Below are 24,767 nucleotides of genomic sequence, written 5' to 3'. Positions count from 1 at the left end.
TGACGGTCGTTCTCGTCGTCTCTCGTCGTCAACTGCCGGGAATCTGTTTTCGCGCGCAGGGTGGCGTCGTGCGAGCCCGACGGGCAGCCGACGGCCACGACACTCAGGCGACAACTCGAACCGGACGGTCGCCGTCGAGCTCGACGCCGGCATGATCCCGGGCCTCAGGCCCGGGCCGGTAGCCCGGCCGCCAGCGGACCTGCTCGATCCGATCGGCCAGCTCACCTGGGCTTCGGTGCGGCGCCACTCCGTCGGCGACCGCCCGGACGGCGACATCCAACGCGATCCGTGGCGCCAGGTCGGCAAGGTCGCCGACCGGCGGCAGCAGGCCCGCGCTCACCGGGCGGCCCGCTCCCGCCAGCCGGGCCAACGCGGACGCGGCTGCGGCGAACATCGTTTCGGTCACACGGGTGGCGCCTGCGGCGATCACCGCCAACCCGACCGCCGGAAAGATGAAGGCGTTGTTGCACTGCGAGATCGCGACCGGGCCGTCGACGGTGGTCGCCGGGGGGAAGGGTGAGCCGGTCGCCACCAAGGCCCGGCCGTCGGTCCAGGTCAGGACATCTCGGGGGTCCGCCTCGGAACAGCTCGAAGGATTCGACAGCGGCAGGATGATTGGGCGCGGAGCGTTCCGGGCCATCTGCCGGACGATCGGCTCGGTGAACGCGCCGCCCGCGGTCGACAGGCCGATGAGCGTGGTGGGCCGGAACCGCTCAACCACCGAGGCGAGGTTCGCGCCGCCCTGGTCCGACGCCCAATCCGTGGCGTCGGCCGGCGGACGGGCGAACTCGCGTTGCGCCGGGCTGAGGTCCGCCCGGTCCTGATGGACGAGGCCGAACTTGTCCACCAGGGCGATCCGCCGGGCGGCCGCCGCCGGGCTGAGCGAGTGCTCGATCATCGCCGCGCGAAGGTAGCGGGCGACGCCGATTGCCGCCGATCCGGCGCCGAGCAGCACGATTCGTTGCTCATGGATCGGGGTGCCGCTGACGCCGCATGCGCGCAGGACCGTGGCCAGCACGACGGCCGCGGTGCCCTGGATGTCGTCGTTGAAGGTCAGTAGTCGATCGCGGAATTCGGCCAGGATCGGCTCGGCGTGGTCGATGGCGAAGTCCTCCCATTGAAGGAGCACTCCCGGCAGCTCGTCCTGCACCGCTGCGACGAAATCGGCGACGAAGCGGTGGTACTCGGCGCCGGTGACACGGGGGTGACGCCAGCCCAGGTAGCCGGGATCCGCGAGGCGAGCCGGATCGTTGGTGCCGACGTCCAGCACGATCGGAAGCGTCCGGGCCGGGTCGATCCCGCCGATCGCGGTGTAGAGGGACAGCTTGCCGATCGGAATGCCCATCCCGCCGACACCCTGGTCGCCGATTCCGAGGATGCGTTCCCCGTCGGTCACGACGATCACGTCCACCTCGTCGCGTGGGCGGTTGCGCAGGGCCTCACGCATCCTCCGCCGCGCCGGATACGACAGGAACAGGCCCCGCGGACGCTGATAGGTGTGGCTGAACGACCGGCAGGCCTCGGCCACGGTCGGCGTGTAGATGATCGGCAGCATTTCGGCCAGATGATCGGCGGCCAGCCGGTAGAACAGCACCTCGTTGCGATCCTGCAGTCCCCGCAGCATTAGGTGCTTGTCCAATGCCGTCGGTCGCGATCGGAACGCCTGATACTCGCGTTGCAGTTGCTGGTCGATGGTTTCCACCGCCTCCGGAAGTATTCCGACCAGACCCAGTTCCGCTCGCTCCTCAATCGTGAACGCGGTTCCCTTGTTTGTCAGCGGGTCGAGCAGCACCGAATGGTCGCGCACGTCTTCTCCTCCGGGCGGGCCAGATGTCCGTCGACCGCCGTCGACAACATCGACGATGGCATGATCGAGTTGCCGACCGACTGTGCATAACTCCCGGGCTCGTCGAGTCATGGTCGACCGCGGCGGGCCGCCCCCGCAAAGGTTCTCGGCACGGACGAAGCCCGCCCCGGTTGGTCGAACTCGGAGCCGGCACCGACCGGCGACCTGAATGACGCCGATTCACCGTGGTCGTGCCACGAACTGTGCAGAAAGCACAGCCGGCCGAGAAGACGTGACTCTGAGAATGGGGCGACCCGGCCAGGACTGTCGGTCGGGTTGCGCTTTTCATGATCGACGAAGGGGTTCGCGTGCTCATGCATTCCGCTGCAGTCATTCAGGGGCGACAGGACGCGACCCCGCCTGCCGCCGCCCGGTCCGGCACCGGGGTCGATGGGGGGCCGCTGCCGCACACACGCAACTTCCGGGCGATCCTCGGACAATCGGCGGCGGTCAGCGTCGGCAGCCAACTCACGGCGCCAACGGCCGTCCTCCCGTTCGTCTGTATCGCCAACGGTGGTTCGCCGATCGCCGCGTTCCTGATCTTCCCCGTGTATTCGTTGGCCGTGGTGATCGGAAACCTGTCCGCTCCCGCCGCGGTCTCCCGCATCCACTCACGGACACCCGTGCTGCTCGCCGCAGCGGCCGCCGCGACTGCTGCGGTCACCGGGATTGCCGCATTGGGTTCCCTCATCGGCGCGGCTGGCGAGTTCGTCTTCCTCGGCGCTGCGGTCGCGTTGGGTCTGCTCAGCGGGGCGGCATCGGTCCTCACCCTGGAGGTTTCGACCACCGCACTGCGAACTCGCGACCTGGGCTGGGTCTCGGCCCTGCAGGGCGCGGCCGCCGGGGTGCTCGTACTCGCCATCACCGCGGCCAACCTGGTCCTGATGCCGCGACCGGACTCCGTGTCGGCGCATGTCGCGCTCATCTGGCTCGGTGCCCTGTCCTTCGCCGCGGCGGCCCCGTTCTGCCTGCGCATCGTCTGCCCACCCCGGCACCGGGCCGAAGCACGGATCACGCTCAAGCACGCGTTGCTCGCCGGCGGCCGCCACTACCGCGCGGACCCGGGTCTGCGCGTGCTGATGCTGGTTCAGATCTGCTTCTTGACGGTGACCTTGGGAATGACGTTCTTCACCGCCCACGGGGCGGCCATGCACGGGTCCGCCAGCGACAGCCTGCACACCGTTGTCATGTATACCGCCGCCGGTCTGGTGGCCTACGCCGTGCTGTGGCCGCTGATCCGCAAGTGGGTGACCCTTCGCGGCTTGCACGTCGCGGCTGCCCTGATCGTGGTGGGTGCCGGGGTGCTGTCCATCCGCACCGACGTCGCCCAGCTGGGGCCGGACAACCCGGCCTTCGGACTGATCTTCGCGCTCGCCACCTTCGCCGCCCGCATGCTGTCGACGGCGCGGCAGATGTGGCTGGAACGGGCCGTCCGCCACGACCGGGCGATCGTGATCGGGTTCAACCAGTTGGTCGTGGGAACCGCCTCCCTGGTACTCGCTTTCGGGCTCGGGCTGCTCGGACACGTGCACGGCCTGATCTGGCCCGTGGCGGTGGTGGTCGGGCTGACCGTGGCGGCGCTGGGCACCGTCCGATGGATCCCCACTCTTGGCACCCTCGCCGCTTGACCCCCGCCAGTGCCGGAGAGCTGCCACCATCTCATGACACCCGTACCGTGCCTGGAAAGGACGACCGTGAACGTTCGCGATGCCTTCTACGAGATCCTCCGTCGCCATGGGATCACCACGATCTTCGGGAACCCGGGGTCCAACGAGCTTCCCCTGCTCCGCGATTTTCCCGACGACTTCCGGTACATCCTTGCCCTCCACGAGGGAGCGGCAATCGGCATGGCGGACGGCTTTGCGCAGGCCACCGGGCGACCGGCATTGGTGAACGTGCACTCCGCGGCCGGGACGGGCAATGCCATGGGCAATCTCACCAACACCCAGTCGGGGCACGTTCCGGTGATCGTCACCTCCGGCCAGCAGACCCGACGGTATGCCGCGGTCAACGCGATGCTGACGAACGTGGACGCCCCGATGCTGGCCCGGCCGCTGGTCAAATGGAGTTGCGAGCCACTGCGACCGGAAGACGTTCCGCTGGCCCTGTCGAAGGGCATCCTGTACGCCACGTCCGCTCCCGCAGGGCCGGTCTACATCTCACTGCCGCTGGACGACTGGGACCACGACGCGGAAGCCGATGCACTCGAGCACCTCAAGGCTCGCGTCGTGCACGGGCAGCCGACCGTTTCCGCCGAATCGCTGGCGCTGCTCGAGGATGTCCTGGCCGCGGCCACCAATCCGGCCATGGTGCTCGGGCCGGGGATCGACAACCGCGTCGGTTGGGATGCCGCCGTCCGGCTGGCCGAACAGCTCGCGTTGCCGGTCTTCGTCGCGCCGAGCCCCTCGCGCTGCCCCTTCCCCACCCGTCATCCGAACTATCGCGGGATCCTGCCGGCCAGCATCACCGGGGTGAGTCAGCAGTTGCAGGGCCACGACGTCGTCGTCGCGTTCGGTGCGGCGATCTTCCGCTATCACGCACCCTCGGAGGGCGATTACCTGCCGCCGGGCACCGTACTGTGGGCCGTCACGTCCGATGCCGACGAAGCTGCTCGGGCGCCGATCGGTCGCATCCTCGTCGGCGATCCGTCCGCTGCCCTGTCCACCCTGGCGGATGCGACGCGGGCCATGCGACGGGCGTCTTTGCCTTCGCGTGACCGGGACCAATGCCTCGACGAGACCGGCCCGGCCTTCAGCCCGGAGAGCATCCTCGATGCTTTGGACGCCGCCAAGTCAGCGAACACCGTCATCGCCCACGAATGGACCTCGGTCGACACTGCCTGGGACCGGCTGGATCTGTCCCGGCCGGGAAGTCTGTACTTTCCGGCATCCGGCGCGATCGGTTGGGGTGTACCGGCGGCGATCGGCCTCCAGTTGGGCGACCCGTCCCGACGAGTGCTGGCCATCATCGGCGATGGCGCCCTGCACTACACGGTCAGCGCCCTGTGGACCGCGGCGCGCTACCGGGTTCCGGTCGTGTTCGTCGTCGCTCGCAACCACGAGTACGGCGCGCTGAAGTCGTTCGCCCGACTCTTGGACGCCACCGACGCCCCCGGGCTCGACCTGCCGAACATCGACATCCTTGGAATCGCCACCGGGTACGGCATACCCGCAGTCCAAGCGGACAGCCTCGCGGATCTGACCGATCTGGTTCGAGAAGCGTTGTCCGGCGACGGGCCCCGGCTGATCCAGGTCCAGCAGCGACCCCTGTCCGGATACGGAGAACGGTAGGGCCCGGCCGGCGGTCTGCCGGTGGTCGGCGTGCGCGTCACCCCGACCACCCCGGACTGGTCACCGGAAGAGCTCGGCCACCTTCAGCTGGTCGTAGTATCCGATGACCTGATCGATCTTGTCTCCGGTCACGTGCATCAGCCAGCAATAGCGCATGTTGTAGTCAGTACCGTTCTTGCCCAAGCCGCCGGTTGACGTGAACTCGACGACACCCCACTGACCGTCGGCCAGGATGCGCTCGACCTTGGGGGTGGGCCACCGTTCCAGCTTCTGGTCGAGCTTGCGGTAGACGCCGTCGGTGTATGCCTGCAGTCCGTGGAAGGTCCCGGACACCGGTGATGACCCGGTTGCCGTCCACACCAGATCGTTCGACAGGTGAGCCAGGAAGACATCTGCCGTCCAACCGGTTTCCGCCAGCCGTCCGAACCAGTCACGCAGGAATGTCCCGACGTCCTGAGTCGAGGCGCTCTCAGTCGGCTGCGTGGTCGTGCTCATGATCTTCTCTCCGTTCGTCGTGGGTCACCGCGAAGGTCGTGCAATCGTGCGACCCGGAATCCGTGATCCTGTTGTCAACGCTTGTTCATCGTGACTCGCGCTTCCCCCGATGCGACTGTGCGAAGTTCACAGGATCGTCGGTGGCCACCGGACGGCGGGCACGCCGCCCGCATGGTGCGACCCGACCGGGAACGGCCCCTGGAGATCAGCTGCCCGCCTCGAGAAAAGCCCTCGTCTCGGACAAGAAAGGACCAGGCTGCTCCAGATTGATGAGGTGGCCGGATCCGCGGAAGGACTTGATGGTGGCCCCGGGGATCACATCGGCCAGGACTGCGACGTCGGACGCATCAACCAGACGGTCCTCGTCGCCGAACAAAATCAGAGTCGGCACGGTGATTCTGTTGAGATCCGCGCGTCCGTCGAAGTCGCGTTGCGTCTGGTACTGGGCGAGCCATGCTGCCGGTGGCTCCTCCGCATCGTCAACCGCTCCCAGCCAGACCGCGTTGGCCGGTGTGCTGAGGAAGTCGAGCGAAAAGAGCCACGGACAGATGAGGGGGTACACCGCACGAAGTGAATGATCGGCAACGACCACGTCCCGAACCGCATCGAGGAACATCCGTGCCTGAACGTTCATGACCGCGTAGGTGGATGCGAGGACGATTCGGTTGACTCGGTGTGGCTGTCGCACCGCCATCGACTGCGCGACCAGGCCACCCATCGAGAAGCCGACGACGGCGGCCGCACCCACGCCCGACTCGTCCAGAACGGCGAACACGTCGTCGGCGAGGTCCGAGATTGAGTGGCCGCCGGGAGTCGTCGGTGTGCCGCCGGATCCCCGTAGATCGACGGCGATGACGCGCGAGTCTCGGCTGAGGTCTGCGATCTCGTTCGCCCAGAATTGCCGGTCGCCCCCCAGACCGTGCAGGAGGACGACGGCGGGTCCAACACCTTCGGTGGTCCAGGCAATGGGCCGGCCATCTGCGGTGAAATGATCTGTCATCACGTTTCTTCCGAACGAGCAGGGGCTAATGGGTGCCGGCGGACGGGCGGAGTCACCCGCCTGCCGTGTCGTCAGGCCGCCATCACTTGCTCGCGAAGCGGCCCGGTGAGCTTGTGGCGCGAGTGCAGACCGGACTTGGCGGATCTCCGGCCGAGGTGGAAGCTGACGGTGCTGGTGGTGACGATCGCCGGACGGTCCCTATCGTCGCACACCTGGCGACCGCGCGAGTCGCGCCGGCGACAGGATGACCGAGGGGAGGCAGGTCACCATGCCCGCGACAAGCAGCACCATCTACAACCGACGAAGCTGGTGTCGGCGGTAGGGTGCGCAAATGACAGTCCGCATTCCGATTTCACGGCGGTACATGTGGCTGGTCGTGCTGATCGTCGGCGCAGCACTGTTCGTCGTCACCCGGCTGACGTGCCAGATCACCGGAAATCCACACCTGTGGCCGGCCTACCTCTTCGTCGGGGCGCTGATCGTCCCCGCCACGGTTGTCAGCTTGGCCGACGGAATGTCCGCCGATTCTGATGTGGGACCGGTGTATCTGGTTGTGATCGCCACCGTCGGCGGTGTGGTCGGGGTGGTTCTGGCGGGCCTTGGCGAGTATGGGCTCCAGGTTGCCTATGGCGAATTGCCGAGAATCGCGATCGCCGTCATCGAGGAAGCATCCAAACTGATCATCCCGCTCGTCGCCCTGCTGCTGGTCCGGCGCGATGCCGCCAACGGGTTGATCATAGGGATGGCCGCCGGGGGTGGATTCGCCGTCATCGAGACGCTCGGCTATTCCGGAGCCGCGATCGTCCACGCGGGGAACACCCTCTCCGACGTGGACGACATACTTTGGGAGCGAGGGCTTTTTGCCCCCGCCACGCACATTGCCTGGACGGGCCTGGCCGGCTGTGCGCTTGGCTACGCCTTCCAGCGCCGATGGTCGTTGGCGGCGATTCTCGTGTTCCTCGGGGCATTCGGGTCGGCCGTGTTGCTTCATTCACTGTGGGACTCGAGCAACACCGGCGGATATCTTCTGCTCTCGGCCCTGAGCGTCTTCGGTGTGTGTGCCCTCGCCTATTTCCTCGGTGTCCGCGGCGTGAACCACGACCCGACATCGCCCGATCGCAGTACATAGCCACGAAGCGGCGCCGGTGGAATCCGGCAGGGCCGGAGTACTTGAACGCACCCCGGCCCTGCCGGATTCCTTCGGGTGTGACGGGTCAGGTACCCAGCACGGTCATCTCGGCCAGCTGCAGCCGGTAGAGCCCGTTGTCCCCGGGGGCCCGCCGCCCCAGCTCACTGGCCACGACCTTCACATACCGCCCGCTCGTCCCGGCGGCCAGACCATAAATCTTGTCCTTCCCGTCATCGGCCCGCTGGTTGAGGTAGGAACCCGCGGTCGTCCAGGTGACGGCGTCATCGGACACCTGGATCTGGAAATTCAACGGGAACCCGGCACCGGTCACCTCCGGCGCCTCACTACCCCACGCCACCCGCGGCGAGAGGGATACCGTATGGATGCTGCGGGAGCGGGCCATATCCACACTCACCCACTCCTGGCTCGACGAGCTCGAGTGACCATCGCTGGTGTAACCATGGCGGGGATCGCTACCGGAAACCCCGTCGGTCAGCTGAACCCGATCGAACCCACTACCCGGACCGAAATCCAGGGACGTGCTGGCGGCCACGGTCCTGGCCCGGGCCAGATTCCACGCCGGCGGCGCGAACGCCTGCATCTCGGCCAACTGCAACCGCTGCTCATTGTCGCCGTGCCCGGCCGCCCGACCCGCCTCCAGCACACTCAACCGGACATACCGGGCGGTGTACTGATCCTGCGTCGGCGCGGTCAGATCATAACTTCGGGCGACACCATCGTCGGCCGACTGCTGCTCGAAATGACCAGCGGTACGCCACGTCGAACCATCATTGGACACGTCCACATCAAACCTTTTCGGGAACCCGGCACCGGTCACATCGGCCGGCTCATCCGCCCGAGCCAGCCGGGGATGCAAGACCAACCGACCCACCGACCGCTCCGCCCCCAGATCGATCGTCACCGACGGATACACCGCACCCGCACTGGAATAGCCATTGTTACCGGTCACCGCATTCGCCTGCCCATCGGTCAACCCGGCCGGCGAGAACCCGAACCCGTTCAACGCATTCGGCGACGACACCGCCGCACCCAACGCCACATCACCGTCGCCCCGACCCGACACCTGCACCTCGGCCAACTGCAACCGGAAACCATCCCCCGGCGCGTTCCGACCCAACCGGGACACATCCAACCGCACATACCGGCCACTGGTCGCGGCCCCCAACGGGTACGTCACCGAACCGCCACCATCGGCGGACTGATCGACCAGACCGGCCGCATTCCTCCAGGACTGCCCATCATCGGACACCTGCACCGTGAAGTTCCGCGGGAATCCCGCCCCGGTCACCGCCCGATCCTCACCGGGGACCGCCGTCCGCGGGAACAACGTCACCTGATCCACCGCCTGCACCCGGCCCAGATCCACCGTCACCGACTGCGACCACCACTCACTGGGCTGCACCTCCGAGGTGTAACCCTTCACATCACCACCACTACGAACCCGACCATCGTTCAAGGCCGCCCGCGACCACTGCCCGTTCTCCAACGACGACGCCGCCGTCACCGACCCCGCCAACGCCACATTCTCCCGCGGCACCACCAGATTCGACCCACGGAACACGATCCGCACCTCACCATCATGCGGAGTCAGCGTCGTCCACGCACCCGACGTCGACCCCACCGCAAACCCCGGCATCGTGTACGACGAACCCGCCCCACCACCACCCGAACCCCAATGCGCCAAATCTGTGCCGGCAATAGCCCACGTCTCATCAATCATGAGTCTGGACTCGTCGCCGGTCCTACCCTCGTCCCCGCCACGGTACCCACCGCCACCGCCACCGCCACCGCCACTGGCGTTGAACCCGCCTACGCCCGTCGACTCAGCGCCGAATGCGCCCCCGTCGCCGGGACGAGCGTTCGGTGTGGCCATACCGTTATATTGTTTGACATACGGTCCCTTGCCACCGTTACCGTTCGACCCACCGACCCCGCCGGGCATCGCATAGCAGGCGCCTGCGCCACCTCCACCGCCGGCGACAAGCACGGTCGTCGGGCTGAACCCGGTCTTGCGAACGGTGGTCGCACCACCGCCACTGCCGACCGTGCCGATCCAATCCCGGTCGTCCATGAATGCCGTCTGGGCCGCCCCACCGCTGGTCCCGTTCAGACCCCAACCACCGGGTGCGGTCTGGGTCCACTGACCCGCTTGCGCTTGCGCCGGTGTGACATCCGCGACTTTGCCGGCACCGCCCGGCGCCACCAGCAGGGATTCACCCCCGTTCACGCTCATCGTGCCGTGGATCCACGTCCCACCACCACCAGCAGCGTTGCCCACTCCGAAGTAGGGATCTGTCCACTGCTCGGGGTCGGTCAAGCCTGGCCACGGCCCGCAGGGGTCGCTAGGTGCTCCGTCGCCGCCGCCGGCCTCGATGTAAGCCTCGGTTGCCCCCGCGGGCACCGGCACCCGCGTCTCACCGCCGCTGTAGCCGACGACGACCCGGTACTCCGACACTCCCGTCGGCTCGGTCGCCACGGCCGGCGAAGCAGCGGCCACCGCCAACGCCCCGGTCACCGCCACCACCGCACCGGCGGACACCGATCGCCGGAACAGCCCGGCAGCAGGTCGAGCGGCGCTCCCGGTCCACCGGGACACTCCACGGTTGTCGCGTTTGGCAGACAATTTCAGTCGCCTCCTGAAGATCGATGTATCGCCGCACGGCCATCGCGCGTCGATTCCGGACAGTGGTACTGCGTCGCAGAGATCCCCGACCGATCGCAATCACCCTCGGCGATTGGAAGACGCTCGATCAGCTCACAAACAAGACCCTAAAGGGGAGTCACCTAGGCGCATCTGTGCAGAATTCACAGTTGCTGCGTGAAACTCACAGGTGCGCCGGCATCGGAGATGTGGTTGTCTGCCCGAATCATCGAAAGACGCGATTCGGAGCGACCACAACCAGACCATGACCGTCATCGGGTCGGGTCTCGGCGCTTCACCGCCCACTCCGGAGGTGCTCCCAGTCGCGACGGTGTACAGAGGACCTGTACTTCGACGAGACGCAGACGCGTCCGGTGATGGCCCAGGCTCGCTAACTGGGCGCCGGCGCGGAATCACCACGGCATCGGTTGCGCTGCTACGGCTTTCGGCCGGTCAGGCGTACCCGAGCAGATCCGCGGCGCACCCGTCGGGCACGTTGGGCTAGCTACTTCGACCTGAAGAAATCGGTTCCGGACAACGTTCTCGGCTTGTGGACCCCGGCGCAGAACGAGCGACTGGAGGCGACCCATGCCCAGTATGATCCGGCCGGAATGTTCCCGTTCACACACCGGGAATCAAGTTCTCACAACGGGCTGGAGTCACTGCAGCGCTCGGCGACGAGTCTGCGTCATTCCGACCGATCGAACGGGTAAGTGGTCGGGTCCTCGTGACCCGACCCCTTACCCGTTCATTGATTCAGCTCACCACCTGGCTTGGACGCGATTTCGCGTCACTGACCGACCGTGACGGTGTAGATACCGCTGCTGGTGGTTGTGCCGAACTCGTTGGACAGTTCGGCACGGTACTCGTACGTGCCGTTCGGCCTTCCGCTGACGACCGTGGTCGCCTGCTGAGCCGCGGGAGTGTGCACGGTGAGCGTCTGGTTGTCGATCAGCACCCCGTTCTCGTAGAGCCGGTACGTGTCACCGTTGGTGCCCCACCACATGTTCATCGCGACCGTGTAGTCGCCGCTGCCCCAGGCGCCGGTCTGGATCTTGGACAGGACGGGAGTGCCGGGCTTGGCGTCGGCAACCGTGACGGTGTGGGAGCCGCATGAGGTCGTGCCGAAGCTGTTCGTCAGCTGGCAGGTGTACACGTAGGTCCCATCGGCCTTGCCGGTCACGGGAACGGCGACCTGCTGGGCGGCCGGGCTGTTGTCGACCAGGTCGCGGCTGGCGATCAGGTTACCGTTCTCGAACAGGCGGTAGGTGGAACCGTTGTTGCCCCACCACATGTTCATGGTGATCGTGTAATCACTATCGCGCAGCCCTGTGTCCCATCCGTTGTCATCGGACAGCACGGGAGTGCCTGGCTTGCCCGTGGCCTTGATGGGTGCGGCGGGCGGCGCGACGGTCACGGCGAGGTTTTGCTGGGCATCGGGGGCGGTTCCGTTGGCCGCGGTGACCTGCACCGTTCTGGTGCCGGCCGACGTGGGTCTGCCGGCCAGAGTCGCTGTGCCGTCACCGTTGTCGGTGAAGGTCAATCCGGCCGGGAGGCCGGTGGCGGCCAGTCCAGGCAGCGGCGTGCCGGTCGCGCTGACGGTAAACGAGCCGGACTGCCCCGCCGTGAAGCTCGCTGCGCTCGGGCTGGTGAACTGGGGGGCGATGCCGGTCGCGGTCAACGGTGTGAAGGTAACGAGTCCGTTCTGGCCAAGGCCGCGGTCGCTCGTGCCAATCGACACGTCCGAAGCCTGGGCGGCGGCGAAGTTGCTGCCTCCGCCGCCTCCGCCGCCACCTCCATAGGACACGGCTTCGAAGCCCGGCGTGCACATCCCGCCTGCGCCGCCACTGCCTCCGCCGAAGTAGCCGCCGCCGCCTGCGCCCGTCGAGGTGTAGCCGGAAACACCGTTGCCGCCGTTGGTCTCGGAGCCGGCGTTGCCGTCGGTACCCCGATAGAGGCCTTGGCAGGCGTAGCCGCCGGCCCCGCCGACCCCCGGCGCCGCGTCGCTGCCGGCCCCTCCGCCGGAGCCGCCGCTGGCCGACCCACCGCAGTCCGAGCCTGCCGCACCGACCTGGTCGGCGGCGCCGCCCGAACCACCGGCCCCACCGGCGACGCAGAAGTCGCTTCCACCGCCGCCGCCACCACCACCGGCGACGACCAGAGAAGAGCCGCCGAGGCTGACCCTGGTCGCGCCACCACCACCGGCGGCGCCGCCGCTCCCGCCGGCACCGGCGCCGGCGCCACCGCAGGTGAGAGTGCCGTTACAGTCCCCGGAGCCGGCGTCACCACCGACCTGCACCCATAATTCCTGGCCGGGGGTCACCGCGAACGTCGCCGACACCGCACCACCGGCACCGCCGGCACCCACTGCGTCCGCGCCGCGGCCTCCGACCGCGTCAATCCGCAATCTGGTCACCCCGCTGGGAACCGTGAACCCTTGACCGGGCGCCGCCCGGAAGCTGAAGGTGACCTGGTCCATCGGGTCGGCCGTCACCGCGTCGGCGGCCCCCGCGGTCAATACCGAGCCACCGAAGGCCAAAGCAGTGGCAGTGATCAGCCCGGCAAGTCCAGGCCATCCCCTGCGGCGGTGCGCGATCTGATGCATCAAGATGATCCCTTCAATTGGAAGTCGTTATGCGATCGTTTTTGTTGGACAGGGGTCGAACCGGCTTCGTTTGCCCTCACGAAGATGGAGGTCCACCATGATCAGGGCGACGATCACGGTCAGTAGGCAAGCAATGGCAAGGGTGGTGAGACCAGTGCTTCGTTCTGCGCGGTCCGAGTCCGTGCCCGCTTCCCCGGTGAGTAGTCCAGTGATCATTTCCAGCCCTTCGTCGTGGCTCTCCCAGCGCATCCGCAGGCCGCGCAATGGGTGAACGGTGAGCACAAACCGTATCGACGCACCTCGTCCGTTCGACTGTGCAAAGTTCCTAGGTGGTAGCGGCTTTCATGACCCGTCCGGCGCGACTGCCCTTCGCTGCCCTGTTCGCTCGCGGGAGCGAATCCTGACCAGCGGCACCGGCCCTCACCATGCGGAGCCTGGCCGGACCGGGTCGGACTGCTCGACCGGCCCGTCGTGGGGGTCGGTATCCCGGCAGTCGTCTGAATCCGATCGTCGGCTCACCACACTGGTCGCTGTCGTCGTCGAGTCGACGTCGGGTGAACGCCGAGCGGAGAGCGTCCCTACACTCACCGGCGTGTTGACCGAGGACGAGGCCCTGGAGCTACTGGCATACCTGGTGACCAGTGCTCGGACCCAGGTCGACGAGGCCGGGGAATACGGGCCGATGCGGCTGTTGACGGCGGCCCGGCGACTCGGCGCGGCAATGGCCGCCCACAGTTCGCCATCGACCGCGGAGTTCCTCGCCGGGCCATTGACCACCCTGCCCGAGCTGGCGGTGCCAAAGGTCGATCGTGAGGATTACGTCGCCCGCCTCGACCGGGTGTGCAGTGAACTGGCGGTCGTCCTGAGAAACCGATACGCGCCGTGAACGCCGTCCTGGCAGCGATCCGTAGCCGCCGGGTCGTCCGCTCGATGGACGACGAGCCGGTCGGCCGCGAGGCGTTGGAGGCGATTCTGGACGCCGCGCGGTGGGCCCCAAGCGCCGGGAACCGTCATCTGCAGCGGTTCGTCGCCACCGACGACCCGGGGACGTTGCACGTCCTGCGGATGGTGTCGCCCGGCATGATTGCCCGGCCAACCGCTGCCATCGTGATCTGCACCGACTGGTCGCTGGCGGCCGATTTCGGATTCCGGCCGGATGTTCCCGGCCCGTGGATCGACGTCGGGACCGCGGCGGCGACGATCCTGCTCGCGGCGCACTCGCTCGGCATCGGTGCCGGGCCGGTGACATCGTTCAGCAAGGCTGCGGTCGGCACGCTGCTGCGACTTCCGGATGGACTGCAGCCGGACATGATCGTCTGTCTGGGGCATCCGGCCGCGGGTGGACCGGCACCGATCCGCCGCGGGCGCGCGATCACCTGGCGGGATCTGACGACATTCGTGCCCTGAGTCCGGGTCCGCCGAACGGGTCGATACGCGGGCGACGGATTCGCTGCCGGGCTGGTCGCGTCAGCTCCCGTGACCGGCGAAGGGGAGCAATCCGGCCGGGTCGCTCCTGCTGCGGACAGCATCGAGCCGGTCGTTCTCGGCGGGAGTCCACGCGCCGATGACGTCGTCTGGATCGTTCCCCCGACCGACGAAATTGATCAGCTGCGTCGGGGCATGCCACGGCACAACGGAACCGAGCGCCGACCGCACCGCGGCCAACCGGTCGGCGTCGCCGAGCGCGGGATTCGGGGCGGCATAGACATTCAGCAGATGGGCCGAGGATCGCCCCCCGACCGCGTTCGGCGCGGCGGCGGGCCGGGCCACGGCGCCACCCAGGGTGCGGATCTCAACGGATGACAGGGGCGCCTCGGTGGCCGGGCCGACGACGGCCAGCAGGGCCCGCACGGTGTCCTCGCCGAGCCCGGCCAGGGCCTTCGAGCCGTTCGCGACCGGCATGGGGCCGGTCGGGTCGCCGTGGACGGTGCCGATCTTCGTGTACGGCAGCGGGCCGATGGTGTCGAGCACGGGCGTCGCCGCACGGCGCATCGTCGTGAGCTGATGTTCGGCGTCGGCGGGTATGTCGGTGCTGACGAACCGGAGGTGGACGACGATGCGCCCGCGAATCGGCTCGGGCAGTGCATCGCGGGCCGGAAGACGCAGCAGCGCAATCGATGCCGTGGACGACTCGGGAAGCGCCGGTGACCAGTGGGCGAACGTGGTCAGCACGTCGATCGCATCGGCCGCGTCGAAATACAACCCTCCCCCGTAGACGGTCGTGAGTGGGAGGAGTTCCACGGTCACCGCGGTGACGACGCCGAAGCCGCCCTTGCCGCCCCGCAACGCCCAGAAGAGGTCCGGATCCGAGTCGACCGTGACGGTCCGGGGACCGTCGGCCGGCGTGACGATGTCGATCGATCGCACCCGGTCGGTTGAGAACCCGTAGGTGCGGGCGAGCGGCCCCAGCCCGCCGCCCAGCAGGTAGCCGACGACCCCGACCCCGGGGGCCGATCCGCAGAGCGGAGCAAGCCCATGCGGCGCGGTCGCGGCCAGCACCGGCTCCCAGGTCGCGCCGGCCCCGATGCGGGCCAGGCCGGCGCCGGTATCGACCTCGACCGACTCGAGTCGTTGCATGGCGATCCCGATGCCGCCGCCCACGTTCGCGAGCCGACCGTGTCCTGATCCGACGACGGTCAGGCGTTCGCCGTGATCGGCGGCCACGGCGACCGCGCTCGCCACGTCGGTCACGGTGTCCGCCACGACCACCAGATCGGGAGCGATGGTCACCGCCGTGTCGAAGCCGGCCGTGGCCTCGGTGTACCCGGGATCCTGCGGGCCGACGACCCGGGTCACCCCGGCTGCCCGGAGCTGTTGCGCGATGGACGTCATCGGTGGCTCATTCCCCGCAATCTTCGGATGGGTTCGGCCGGCGGACGACAAGATGCAGATGGGGCACCCGGGACAGCGGACGGTGCCGTCGGTGGTCGATCACGGCGCTGACGTGGCCCCTCACGCGGACATCGACTCCGCCCGGAGGATTCCGGTGAGCTGATGGCGGGAGTGAACGCCGGCCTTGCTGTAGATCCGGCCGAGATGGAAGCTGACGGTGCTCGCGGTGATGAACAGCTCCTGGGCAATCTGCTTCATGCTCAGGCCGCCGGCGAGCAGGGTCAGCACGTCCAGTTCTCGGTCGGACAGGCCGAACCGGGCGCCGAGGATGCGGAGCGACACGGTCACCGGTTCGGCCCTGGTTTCGGTTGGCCTGCCCGCGTCCGGGTCGCTCTCGTCGACCTTCAGGTGGGGGCGGTCGAGGTAGGACGCGGCACCCAGTCGGCGGTAGATGTTCAACGCGGCGGCGGCGGCCCGAGCGGCTCGGCTCCGCTCCCCGGCGGCCAGTTCCAGACGGGCCTGATCCGACAGGAGGTGAGCGCGATAGAACGGAACGGCCTGAGCGCCGTCGTCGGCGGCTCGCCGGACGAGCTCAAGGGCGGTTCGCTGGTCGCCGCGCCGTTCAGCCATGAGCGCACGCAACCAACCGGCCACCGCGGCGGCCCACGCCGGCGGTTCGGGCCCGGCATCGACGAACTGCAGCCAGGTCTCGGCTTGTTCCAGGTCGTCGGCCCAGATCGCAGCGAGCACCGGGGCCACCATCAGGGGGCCACGCACCGACTGCAGGCCGATGTCAAGGGCCTGGGGCCAGCGGGCGCGGTAGGTGGGTAACAGCTCCGCGCGGGCGGTCTCGGCGCCGGCCTCGGCGTGCAACCGCACCACGGCAACCTCGAGGATCTGGGCGATCGGTTCCGGCCAGGGGGTTTCGGACAGTCGCGACTCCAGTCGCCCCAACTGCCGGTCGGTCTCGGCGAACTCGCCTCGCCCGGCCCCGTCCAGGACGGCCACCGCACCCACCGTGGGCAGAACCTCGCTTCGGGTGCTCTGCACGGCGAGGCGGAAGTTGACCCGGGCCAGATCCCATTGACCGGTCCACCAGTACAGGTAGCCGAGGAAGGCATAAACCCCTCCGGGCGAGGCCTCGGCCTCCCGCCCGGCGGCAACACGGGCCTGGGTCACCAGCTGGTCTCGCAGGGCCCGGTCGAACTGGCCGCGGAACATCCGCATCATTCCACGGACTCCGACCAGGGGGGCCATGTCGTCGGGTACCGCCGAAGGATCATCGGGAAGGGGTGGCAGGGTGGCCAGCATCGCCTCAGAGCCTTGGACCCGGAGCGCGACGATGGCCGAGGCGTATCTGAGCATGGGCGTCATCGCCGCGTCGGTGACGCCGAGTTCGGCGCACTGCTGAATTCCGGCCAGGACGAGGGCCGTCGCGGCGCCGGATGTCGTTCTGGCCCAGGCAAGCAGGGCCTGGAGACGGTAGTGAACCCGGGCGCGGTCACGATCGTCGCCCGGGGGCCCGCCCAGCAGGTCGGGGTCCGCCGTCAAGATCTGCACGCCGAGCACGGGAGCGCCTTGGAGGATCTCCGTCGCGCCCAGCACCAGCGCGCGCCGGGTGGCATCCCGGGCCAGCCGGACGCGGTCGAACTCCGTCCGAACGGCGGCGAAATCACCCGCCACCGCCCCCAGGTACAGCGAGTCCAGCCAACGACGCTCCCGCCGGCCGACGTCCGAGGTCAGGCCGGCAGATTGGCGAAGGAACTTGGCGGCATCACGATAGCGTTGCTGGTCGTAGCAGGACCAGCCGAAACCCGCCAGCTCCTCAGCCAGGGCGTCGTCGTATCCCGTCGTGGCCGCCACCCGATGATCCAGGACTGCGTCCTGCAGCCCAACGACGTGCGCTGCACGGGCGTGCATCTCGCGTCGCTCCGGCAGCGGTGTCTGCTGGTACACCGCGGACCGGAGGAGGGCGTGGGCCGCCCGCACCTCGGCGCCGCCGGCCAGGTCGCGGATCACCGCCAGCCCCGCGGCGGTCAGCGAATCCACCGTCGACTCCGGATCGGCGACGCCGGCGACTTCGGCCGCATCGGTGAGCGGGACCCATCCGGCCCCCAGGACGACAACCGCACGCAGCATGCGCGTGGCCGGGGTGCCGAGCCGGGCCAATTGCTGCTGGGTGATCCGGGCGAACTGCTCCGGTGCCGGCGCGACCCGGCTGCCCACCAATGTGGCCCGGTCGTACTCGGACAGCAGCGCGGTCAGGTAGAGCGGATTGCGTCCGGTGTGCTCCCACAGCATCCGGACGTCCGATGGCTCCAGCCCGGGCTGCAGCCGCCGAGCCAGTTCCTGCGCCTCGGCCAGACTCAACCCCTGGAGGGAGACCCGCACGACCCGATCGGACCGGTCCACCCACCGTTGCCACTCCGGATGCAGGTCACCCAGGGGTCGGGTGGCCACCATGAGCAGCAGGCGATCCCCGGACATCCGCCGCATCAAGGCGATCAACGCCTGGACCGACTCGGGGTCGGCCCATTGCAGATCGTCCAGTCGCAGCAGCACCGGCTGGTCCGGGCCGATGTCGTCCAGAACCGAGCGGATCTCCTGGGCGATGAGGAACGGTGACGATATCCGCGGGTCCGCCCGGTCGATCGACAGGCCCCATCCGACCAGGCTGGAATACGGATCGACGTCCCCTTCCAGGCCCTCGGCCGACAGGACGCTGAAGCCCTGTGCACCGCGCGCGACCTCGTCCAGCAGCGTCGACTTACCCATGCCGGACTCGCCGGTGACGACCAACGTCGTCGGTTCACCCGACCGAGCCCGCTGCAACGCCGACGTGGCCAACTCCGCAGCTGATCGCCAACTGGGTGACGGGTCCAAGGTGCCTGATTCCACCGATCCAATGGACACGGGATGTCCTTTCCGCCGCCGGCCGACACTCCATTCAAGCTGACCCGGTCGGCTCACGGAGCGGCCGGGCGCCCGTGGTCGACCCGTCGTCGACCGATGCGGCCAGCGGGCCGGTGAGGTAGTTCCCGATGGTGGGTCCGATCAGGGTGACCACTGCGTCGTCGGGGAGGTCGGCCATCGGTTGGAGGCGCCAGACGTAGCGGGTCAGGGCCAGGCCGACGAGTTGGCTGGCCACCAGTCCGGCCCGGAGTTCACGTTCGTCATCGTCGAGTGAGCGGGCGACGGCGCCGATCATGCTGTCCCGGAAGACCTGGGCAAGGCGGTCCCGGGCGATCGGTTCGTGCGCGGCCGTCAGGATGATGGAGCGCAGCACGGCGGCCATGTGCGGGTCGTTCCACGCGGTGAGCAGCACTCGGACCAGGGCCGCGCCGCGCTGGGGCAGCGGCGAACCGGCGACGGCGGCGATCCGTTCGAGGTACCCGGGTGGCGGCTGCAGACAGGCCTCGAGCAGGGCCGACTTGGTCCGGAAGTAGTAGGACACCAGCCGCGGGTCGACCTGCGCGTCGCGGGCCACCGCCCGCAGCGATGTGCCGGCCCAGCCGTGCTCGGCGAATGAGGCCCGCGCGAGGGCCACGATGCGATCCATCACGACGCCGCGTTCCTGGCTGGGCCCACGCCGCCCACCGTCCACCATTCGCCACTCCAGGTCACAGCTGTTGCGGGAACGCCCCGCGTCGTCCAGACTTCCTCAGTCGCGGAAATTTCGCCAGCGGACGACACGTGGGGGTCAGATGGTCACCAGGATCGAGTCGGCCGGGACCGGACCGGGTGAGCGTCGCCTCAACGGCCCGCAGACCACCGGCCGGGAGTACCGCGAGCTGTCCGAGCCGCGTCACCGGATGACCACCGACGAGGACGTCGAGATCCGGGTGCGTGACGGGTCCCGGTTGTTCGCCGATGTCCATCGCCCCGACGACGACGGCCGGTTCCCGGCCTTGATCGCCGCGTCGCCGTACCCGCGGCAAATTCAGAACCTCGGCGCGCCCATGGGTTTCATCGAGGCTGGGGCGAGTGACTTCTTCGTCCCGCGCGGTTATGTGCACGTCATCGTGAATCTGCGGTCCACCGGCGGGTCGGACGGCACGTTCGGCTTCTTCGACGGCCAGGAGCGGCGTGATCTGCACGACGTGGTCGAGTGGGCGGCCGCGCAGCCGTGGTGCGACGGCACGGTCGGCATGATCGGAATCAGTTACTTCGCGATGGCCCAGCTGGAGGCGGCGGTGGAGAAGCCGCCGCACCTCAAGGCCATCTTCCCGGTTGCCGTGACCCCCGATCTGTACGACGCGGCCTACCACCACGGCCTGCTCAGCTCCAGTTTCGACGCGCCCTTCGTGACGGCCATGGGGGTGACGTCCGGACGCAGTGACGCCTTCTGGCGGGGCAAGCTGCTGGCCGCCGTCCGGCACGTCCTGAACGAGCCGAGGATCCACGCCCGGCTGGCCCACATGAACGGTGAGGCAGCCGTCACCGGGCTCAAGAAGGTCATGCGGTTGCACTACGACCCGGTCCCGTGGGACCGGCTGTTCCAGCAGATCGCCATCGAACACCAGGTCCGGGACGGGTTCTGGGACGACCGGAACGTGTTGCCGCTGCTGGCCGAGGTGGACATCCCGGTCTACCTGGGCTGCGACTGGCAGAACGTGCCGCTGCACCTACCCGGCACCTTCACTGCATGGGAAGCGTTGCGGCACAACCCGAACGTCCGGATGGGCATGCTCGGCGAGTTCGGTCTCACCTGGCCGTGGGAGAGCCTGCACGTGGAGGCGCTGGCCTGGTTCGACCATTGGCTCAAGGGGCGGGACACCGGGATCATGGACGGGCCCGCGGTGCGTTACCTGCTGCCCGGCCAGGACGACTGGCGCACCGCCGAGGCCTGGCCCCCGTCTGCGGAGCACCGCGTGTTCGCGCTCGGCGCCGACGGCACCCTGGGCGGCGACCCGGACGGGGCGGCATCGCGCCGGTACCTGTGCGAGGGCGCCGGGCTGAACCGGATGCCCAACGCCAACCCGTTCCCGTTGCCGGGCCTGCTGTCCTGGGACACCGTCCCGCTGGCCCAGGACACCGACGTGGTCGGCGAGATCGAACTGCGCCTGCACGCGGCCAGCACCGCATCCGATACTGCCTGGATCGCGGTCCTGCAGGACGTCGACGAGGACGGCACCACGGTCGACGTCACCGCGGGCTTCCTGCGGGCGAGCCTGCGCGCCGTGGACGAACAGACCAGCCGTCCCGGCGCGCCGACGCTGCCCTGCCGGCACGCCGAAGTGGTGCCGGTCGGTGAACCCGTCGAGTACCGCATCCCGCTGGTGCCCAACGCCCGCCGGTTCCGGGCCGGCCACCGGATCCGGTTGGTCCTGACGTCCGACGATCAACCGAAGGACCGCCCGGCGATCATGAACTTCCGGCACACCCCGGTCGGCACCAGTGCCGTCAACGAAGTCTTCGCCGACTCCCAGCTACTGCTACCGGTACTGCCAGCCACGGGCGCCGGCTGACCGACAACCACCGCGCGTCAAGACCGCTTCCTGGCCGCCCGTAAGCCGACGTCCCGGTGGAGCGATTGCTCGCTGCCCCCGTCGGTGATCGGCCGGGCGGATCGAGACGTCGCGAACCTCACTGGGCGGTCCGGGACGTCGGTCGGCACTTCTCGTGACCCTGGTGGACGGCATGCCCGGCGGGCCAAGAGTGGAAAGTGGCGGAGCGACTCGACATCCCATCGCGCGGCATGCCCGGTGTCGGTATCCGGCGCGGCTTGCACCGGGTCCCGAATCTGTCGGCCGTTCTGCTTGCTACGACCAGTGTGCTCGGGGTGACGTGGGTCACGACTGTGTGAAATGAATAGTCCTTGGTGAGTGACGGACGCGTCTCGGACAACGACCGGGTGACGGCGACGCAACTGTCGGGACGGCGCCGGGCGGGACTGTTGGCCGCAGTGACAGGAGCGCCCCTCGCCTCACTACTCCTTGCGCCACGCGTTCGAGTGCGGCAGATGCAGAGTGGGGGCGCCGTGGGGCCGTCCAGCCGGCGGGTCTCCTTCGTTCGACGGCGTCGACGGTCACGACGGGACTTCGGCGCCGCAACCCCGCTGGCTGCGCACGGTGCTGCAGGGCACCCGGGAGTCTGCCAAAGCCGGCCCTGGGTTGGTCGCCTCGGTGCGTGTAGCATCACCAATTGATGCTGTTGAGTGTGCATGGAGGTCAAGATGCGAACGACGATCGCTCTGGATGACGACCTTGTGAAAGAGGCACAGCGCCTCAGCGGGATCACGGAGAAGGGTGCCCTGGTTCGTCAGGGCCTGCGGGCGTTGATCGAGAGGGAAAGCGCCCGCCGCTTGGCGTCGCTCGGCGGGAGCGAGCCGGACGCCGCCGCCGTCCCGCGATATAGGGACTCGCCCACATCATGATCCTCGCCGACACGTCGGTCTGGATCGACCATCTCCGTGCCGGCAACCCCGCGTTGGTGGCGCTCCTGCGGGACGGGCATGTCCTCGCGCATCCTTGGGTGACCGGGGAGATCGCCCTCGGAAACCTCGCGAACCGGGTCGAGGTCCTTGGGCTGCTTGGCAATCTGTCGCAGGCCGCCGTCGCGACCGACTCCGAGCTCCGGATTCTGATCGACCGGCAACGGTTGTTCGGCCGCGGGGTCGGTTACGTCGACGTTCAACTGCTCGCGGCGACGTTGCTCACGTCCGGTTCCCTCTTGTGGAGCCGGGACAGGCGGCTGACGGCGATTGCGGCCGAGCTCGGAATCGCCCACGACCAGCCTCAACCGCCGTAGTCGGCCGGCGCCAGCACGCGAGGATGACGATGAGAGTCCGGCCGTGGTCGCGACACCGTCACCCACGGCCCCGCATGATGCTTCCTCGAACGTGTCGACGTGCCCATGATGGGCACGTCGGGCCGTCAGCTCACCCGTCGATCCACACCGGTCCAGATGGTGGGGTTCAAGTCCCCCCTCGGACACATAGTTACTCGTCATGAAGAAGGCCGATTCGGCGTGATCGGACCGATTCGTCCTTGGGAGAGATGGTCGTTGGGCCCGATGATCTCGGATCGGATCGGATCGCGTTCAGGCGGTCAGGGTGGATCTTGACCAGGTTGTGGGCCATGATCCAGTGTCCGGTCCAGGTCCGGGCGCCTTCCAGCGAGTCCAGGCGTGTGCGGTCCCACCCGTATCCGCGTTTAAGGGTGCTGATCGGGCCTTCGCAGCCGGTTCGCCATTTCACGGTTCGGCGGAACGGGGGCCGGTGTTCGACGGTTCGGCGGGCCGCGCCTGGTTTGCCTTCCGCGGGATGACGACGTTGGCAACCCTGCGGTCGGTCAGGTGCTGGTCGACGCCGGCCTCGCCGTAGCCGCGGTCGGCGGTCACCGTCCGCGGCCCCCGGCCGGTGCGCTCGGTGATCCGATCGATCGCCGGCGCCAACTGTGGTGCATCGGGCGGGTTGCCCAGTTCGACGTCGTGGTCCAGCACGATGCCGTCCTGGTTGTCGACAACCTGCCCCTTATCACCGAACTCGACAGGCTTCCCCGGTCGGCCCGTGGCGATCGGCCTCGCCTGGGTGCCGTGCAGGCTGACCACCCGGGTGCACTGTCCGGGGTGCGGCCGGTCAACCGAACCCGGGTCTGACCGATGATCTGCTTGGTCGCCTCGACCAGGGCGTGCAGGTTGTCGACCGCGCCGATCAGCCGCCCGCGGCGTCGACCCGCGGCCGCGTCATGAACCCCGACCTGGGCCAACACCGTGGCCTTGGCGCGGGCCCGGTCGGCGGCCCGGCGAGCGTTCCCGAGCCGAACCCGCGCATTCTTTGATCGCCGATTCGGCCAGGTCAGCCAGCTCTCCGGTGATCCGCTGCCCGCCGGCCCTGGCCTGGTCCCGACCCAGCTGGGCGCGAGACCGCAACTTGGCGGCGTTCCCGTGCGCCTTCGCCCGGCCGACCTTGATCGGTCCCGCACCCGGGTGCGGACCGCGCCGCCCGCCGCCTGGATCCGTTCACACTGGTGCTGATGCGGCGAACCGCCTTGGCCAGCAATCCGGAGTCGGTCGGGTAGGCCACGTTCGCCGGCGCCACCGTAGCGTCGGCGCGGACCTTTTTCGTGCGGACCACTTTCGCCTTAACGGCCTTGGCCAGCCGCACCCGTTCAGCGCGTCGAACGCGGTCGACCCGCACTTGGTCGTGAGCTTGATCAGCGTCGTCGGGTGCGGCACTGTCCCGTCGAACGGGATCGGTCTGCCGGAGATCCTTCGCCCGGACCGATGAATTCCGGCTGAGGTGGTCGTATCAAGAACGACCCCGAGCGGAAGACGAAAGTAGTGCTCGACCGCACCGACCCTTTCGCCCGGGAGAGCGCCGCCGAACGAACCCGCCTGGCCGATCTGCTCGCTTCGCTGGACCCCGACCAGTGGGGCGCCGGCTCACTGTGCGTGGGCTGTCGGGTGCGCGAGGTCGGCGCGCACATGACGATGCCCTACCGGCACACCGGCCAGACCGTGCCGGCCGGGATCGCCGCGGCCGGAGGCGATTTCATAGGTACGCGGACGATCAGGCGCGGCAGGACACCGCCCGGCCGTCCACGCCGAGATGCTGGCCTGCCGTGCGGGACAACGTCGAACACCCCTGGCAGCCGCAGCCGGGGGCCAGGCCGGGCGCTGAGCCACGACGTCATCCACGGCCTGGACATCACCGAACCGCTGGGCCTGCCGCGCCCGCCGGCGGACCGGGTCCGGCTCGTTCTGGGCGCAGCGGATGAGCGCCAACTGGCCTTCTTCGGGGTCGACCGCACCGTCCGGCGGCTCGAGGCGACCGACACCGAACTGGCGCTGGGCGACGGCCAGGAGGTGACCAGGTTGCCGGCCGCGGACATCCTGCTGGCCGTTACCGGTCGCACCGACCTGGACCCACCGATCCGCTGACGGCACCGCAACCGGACGAAATTGA

17 protein-coding genes and 1 pseudogene are annotated in these 24,767 nt (G+C 68.6%); 9 read left to right on the top strand and 9 right to left on the bottom strand.

Annotated features, from left to right (window positions below):
* Window positions 1–103 precede the first annotated feature (103 nt).
* Window positions 104–1,807: an NAD-dependent malic enzyme gene (locus ACILSK_RS18645; RefSeq protein WP_395728679.1), complete on the bottom strand. Its 1,704-nt coding sequence runs from the start codon at window positions 1,805–1,807 to the stop codon at window positions 104–106.
* 347 nt (window positions 1,808–2,154) lie between these two features.
* Here ACILSK_RS18645 and ACILSK_RS18640 point away from each other — a divergent pair, with 347 nt between their 5' ends.
* Both ACILSK_RS18640 and mdlC read left to right on the top strand, forming a co-directional pair.
* The gene (locus ACILSK_RS18640; protein WP_395728678.1) at window positions 2,155–3,474 is read left to right on the top strand and encodes a hypothetical protein; all 1,320 of its coding nucleotides are present in this window, start codon (window positions 2,155–2,157) and stop codon (window positions 3,472–3,474) included.
* Between the two features lie 33 nt (window positions 3,475–3,507).
* Window positions 3,508–5,136, top strand: coding sequence for a benzoylformate decarboxylase (gene mdlC, locus ACILSK_RS18635; protein ID WP_395728677.1), 1,629 nt, complete (start codon window positions 3,508–3,510; stop codon window positions 5,134–5,136).
* Window positions 5,137–5,196: 60 nt separating this feature from the next.
* Here the strand turns inward: mdlC and ACILSK_RS18630 are convergent, their stop codons facing one another.
* Window positions 5,197–5,631, bottom strand: coding sequence for a nuclear transport factor 2 family protein (locus ACILSK_RS18630; RefSeq protein WP_395728676.1), 435 nt, complete (start codon window positions 5,629–5,631; stop codon window positions 5,197–5,199).
* A 205-nt stretch (window positions 5,632–5,836) separates the two neighbouring features.
* Complete coding sequence (locus ACILSK_RS18625; RefSeq protein WP_395728675.1) at window positions 5,837–6,631, bottom strand: alpha/beta fold hydrolase; 795 nt, start codon at window positions 6,629–6,631, stop codon at window positions 5,837–5,839.
* Window positions 6,632–6,962: 331 nt separating this feature from the next.
* Here ACILSK_RS18625 and ACILSK_RS18620 point away from each other — a divergent pair, with 331 nt between their 5' ends.
* Window positions 6,963–7,760 (top strand): PrsW family glutamic-type intramembrane protease, encoded by a 798-nt coding sequence (locus tag ACILSK_RS18620; protein WP_395728674.1) that lies wholly within the window; start codon window positions 6,963–6,965, stop codon window positions 7,758–7,760.
* An 85-nt stretch (window positions 7,761–7,845) separates the two neighbouring features.
* On the opposite strand, the gene ACILSK_RS18615 is transcribed toward ACILSK_RS18620, so the two are convergent.
* On the bottom strand, window positions 7,846–9,351 hold the full coding sequence (locus ACILSK_RS18615; RefSeq protein WP_395728673.1) for a discoidin domain-containing protein: 1,506 nt from the start codon (window positions 9,349–9,351) through the stop codon (window positions 7,846–7,848).
* A 1,861-nt stretch (window positions 9,352–11,212) separates the two neighbouring features.
* Window positions 11,213–12,253 (bottom strand): hypothetical protein, encoded by a 1,041-nt coding sequence (locus ACILSK_RS18610; RefSeq protein WP_395728672.1) that lies wholly within the window; start codon window positions 12,251–12,253, stop codon window positions 11,213–11,215.
* Between the two features lie 1,366 nt (window positions 12,254–13,619).
* On the opposite strand from ACILSK_RS18610, the gene ACILSK_RS18605 reads away from it, so the two are divergent.
* Window positions 13,620–13,913 carry a DUF6092 family protein gene (locus tag ACILSK_RS18605; RefSeq protein ID WP_395728671.1) on the top strand — a complete coding sequence of 98 codons (294 nt, stop codon included), beginning with the start codon at window positions 13,620–13,622 and terminating at the stop codon, window positions 13,911–13,913.
* The gene (locus ACILSK_RS18600) at window positions 13,910–14,434 is read left to right on the top strand and encodes a nitroreductase family protein (protein WP_395728670.1); all 525 of its coding nucleotides are present in this window, start codon (window positions 13,910–13,912) and stop codon (window positions 14,432–14,434) included. Before ACILSK_RS18605 ends, ACILSK_RS18600 begins: the two co-directional genes overlap by 4 nt.
* 60 nt (window positions 14,435–14,494) lie before the next feature.
* On the opposite strand, the gene ACILSK_RS18595 is transcribed toward ACILSK_RS18600, so the two are convergent.
* From ACILSK_RS18595 to ACILSK_RS18585, 3 genes are all read right to left on the bottom strand, one after another.
* A complete protein-coding gene (locus ACILSK_RS18595; RefSeq protein WP_395728669.1) occupies window positions 14,495–15,859 on the bottom strand; it encodes an FAD-binding oxidoreductase in 1,365 nt (454 codons plus the stop codon).
* A 120-nt stretch (window positions 15,860–15,979) separates the two neighbouring features.
* Window positions 15,980–18,772 (bottom strand): LuxR C-terminal-related transcriptional regulator, encoded by a 2,793-nt coding sequence (locus ACILSK_RS18590; protein ID WP_395728668.1) that lies wholly within the window; start codon window positions 18,770–18,772, stop codon window positions 15,980–15,982.
* Between the two features lie 34 nt (window positions 18,773–18,806).
* Window positions 18,807–19,406: a TetR family transcriptional regulator gene (locus tag ACILSK_RS18585; protein WP_395728667.1), complete on the bottom strand. Its 600-nt coding sequence runs from the start codon at window positions 19,404–19,406 to the stop codon at window positions 18,807–18,809.
* 157 nt (window positions 19,407–19,563) lie between these two features.
* Between ACILSK_RS18585 and ACILSK_RS18580 the strand changes: the two genes are divergently transcribed.
* The 3 genes from ACILSK_RS18580 to ACILSK_RS18570 all read left to right on the top strand — a co-directional run bounded on the left by ACILSK_RS18580 (window position 19,564) and on the right by ACILSK_RS18570 (window position 22,609).
* Window positions 19,564–21,327 carry a CocE/NonD family hydrolase gene (locus ACILSK_RS18580; RefSeq protein WP_395728666.1) on the top strand — a complete coding sequence of 588 codons (1,764 nt, stop codon included), beginning with the start codon at window positions 19,564–19,566 and terminating at the stop codon, window positions 21,325–21,327.
* Window positions 21,328–22,034: 707 nt separating this feature from the next.
* Complete coding sequence (locus tag ACILSK_RS18575; RefSeq protein ID WP_395728700.1) at window positions 22,035–22,235, top strand: type II toxin-antitoxin system VapB family antitoxin; 201 nt, start codon at window positions 22,035–22,037, stop codon at window positions 22,233–22,235.
* Complete coding sequence (locus tag ACILSK_RS18570; RefSeq protein WP_395728665.1) at window positions 22,232–22,609, top strand: type II toxin-antitoxin system VapC family toxin; 378 nt, start codon at window positions 22,232–22,234, stop codon at window positions 22,607–22,609. Before ACILSK_RS18575 ends, ACILSK_RS18570 begins: the two co-directional genes overlap by 4 nt.
* A gap of 307 nt (window positions 22,610–22,916) precedes the next feature.
* Here the strand turns inward: ACILSK_RS18570 and ACILSK_RS18565 are convergent.
* Window positions 22,917–24,055 (bottom strand): annotated as a pseudogene (locus ACILSK_RS18565) (transposase); the annotation flags it as partial.
* An 87-nt stretch (window positions 24,056–24,142) separates the two neighbouring features.
* On the opposite strand from ACILSK_RS18565, the gene ACILSK_RS18560 reads away from it, so the two are divergent.
* A complete protein-coding gene (locus tag ACILSK_RS18560) occupies window positions 24,143–24,742 on the top strand; it encodes a maleylpyruvate isomerase N-terminal domain-containing protein (RefSeq protein ID WP_395728664.1) in 600 nt (199 codons plus the stop codon).
* Window positions 24,743–24,767: the final 25 nt, after the last annotated feature.

The organism is Nakamurella sp., assembly GCF_044224575.1.
Classification (GTDB): domain Bacteria; phylum Actinomycetota; class Actinomycetes; order Mycobacteriales; family Nakamurellaceae; genus Nakamurella.
Note: the sequence above shows the minus strand (reverse complement) of the source record. Positions and strands in the feature narration are given on the sequence as shown.

What these genes read in the sequence shown, in the direction of transcription:
- mdlC (WP_395728677.1), top strand. Translation starts at nt 3,508, where the DNA reads ATGACACCCGTACCGTGCCTGGAAAGGACGACCGTGAACGTTCGCGAT.
- ACILSK_RS18630 (WP_395728676.1), bottom strand. Translation starts at nt 5,631, where the DNA reads ATGAGCACGACCACGCAGCCGACTGAGAGCGCCTCGACTCAGGACGTC.
- ACILSK_RS18625 (WP_395728675.1), bottom strand. Translation starts at nt 6,631, where the DNA reads ATGACAGATCATTTCACCGCAGATGGCCGGCCCATTGCCTGGACCACC.
- ACILSK_RS18620 (WP_395728674.1), top strand. Translation starts at nt 6,963, where the DNA reads ATGACAGTCCGCATTCCGATTTCACGGCGGTACATGTGGCTGGTCGTG.
- ACILSK_RS18610 (WP_395728672.1), bottom strand. Translation starts at nt 12,253, where the DNA reads ATGTGCACGCCGGGCTTCGAAGCCGTGTCCTATGGAGGTGGCGGCGGA.
- ACILSK_RS18595 (WP_395728669.1), bottom strand. Translation starts at nt 15,859, where the DNA reads ATGACGTCCATCGCGCAACAGCTCCGGGCAGCCGGGGTGACCCGGGTC.
- ACILSK_RS18580 (WP_395728666.1), top strand. Translation starts at nt 19,564, where the DNA reads ATGGTCACCAGGATCGAGTCGGCCGGGACCGGACCGGGTGAGCGTCGC.
- ACILSK_RS18575 (WP_395728700.1), top strand. Translation starts at nt 22,035, where the DNA reads ATGCGAACGACGATCGCTCTGGATGACGACCTTGTGAAAGAGGCACAG.
- ACILSK_RS18570 (WP_395728665.1), top strand. Translation starts at nt 22,232, where the DNA reads ATGATCCTCGCCGACACGTCGGTCTGGATCGACCATCTCCGTGCCGGC.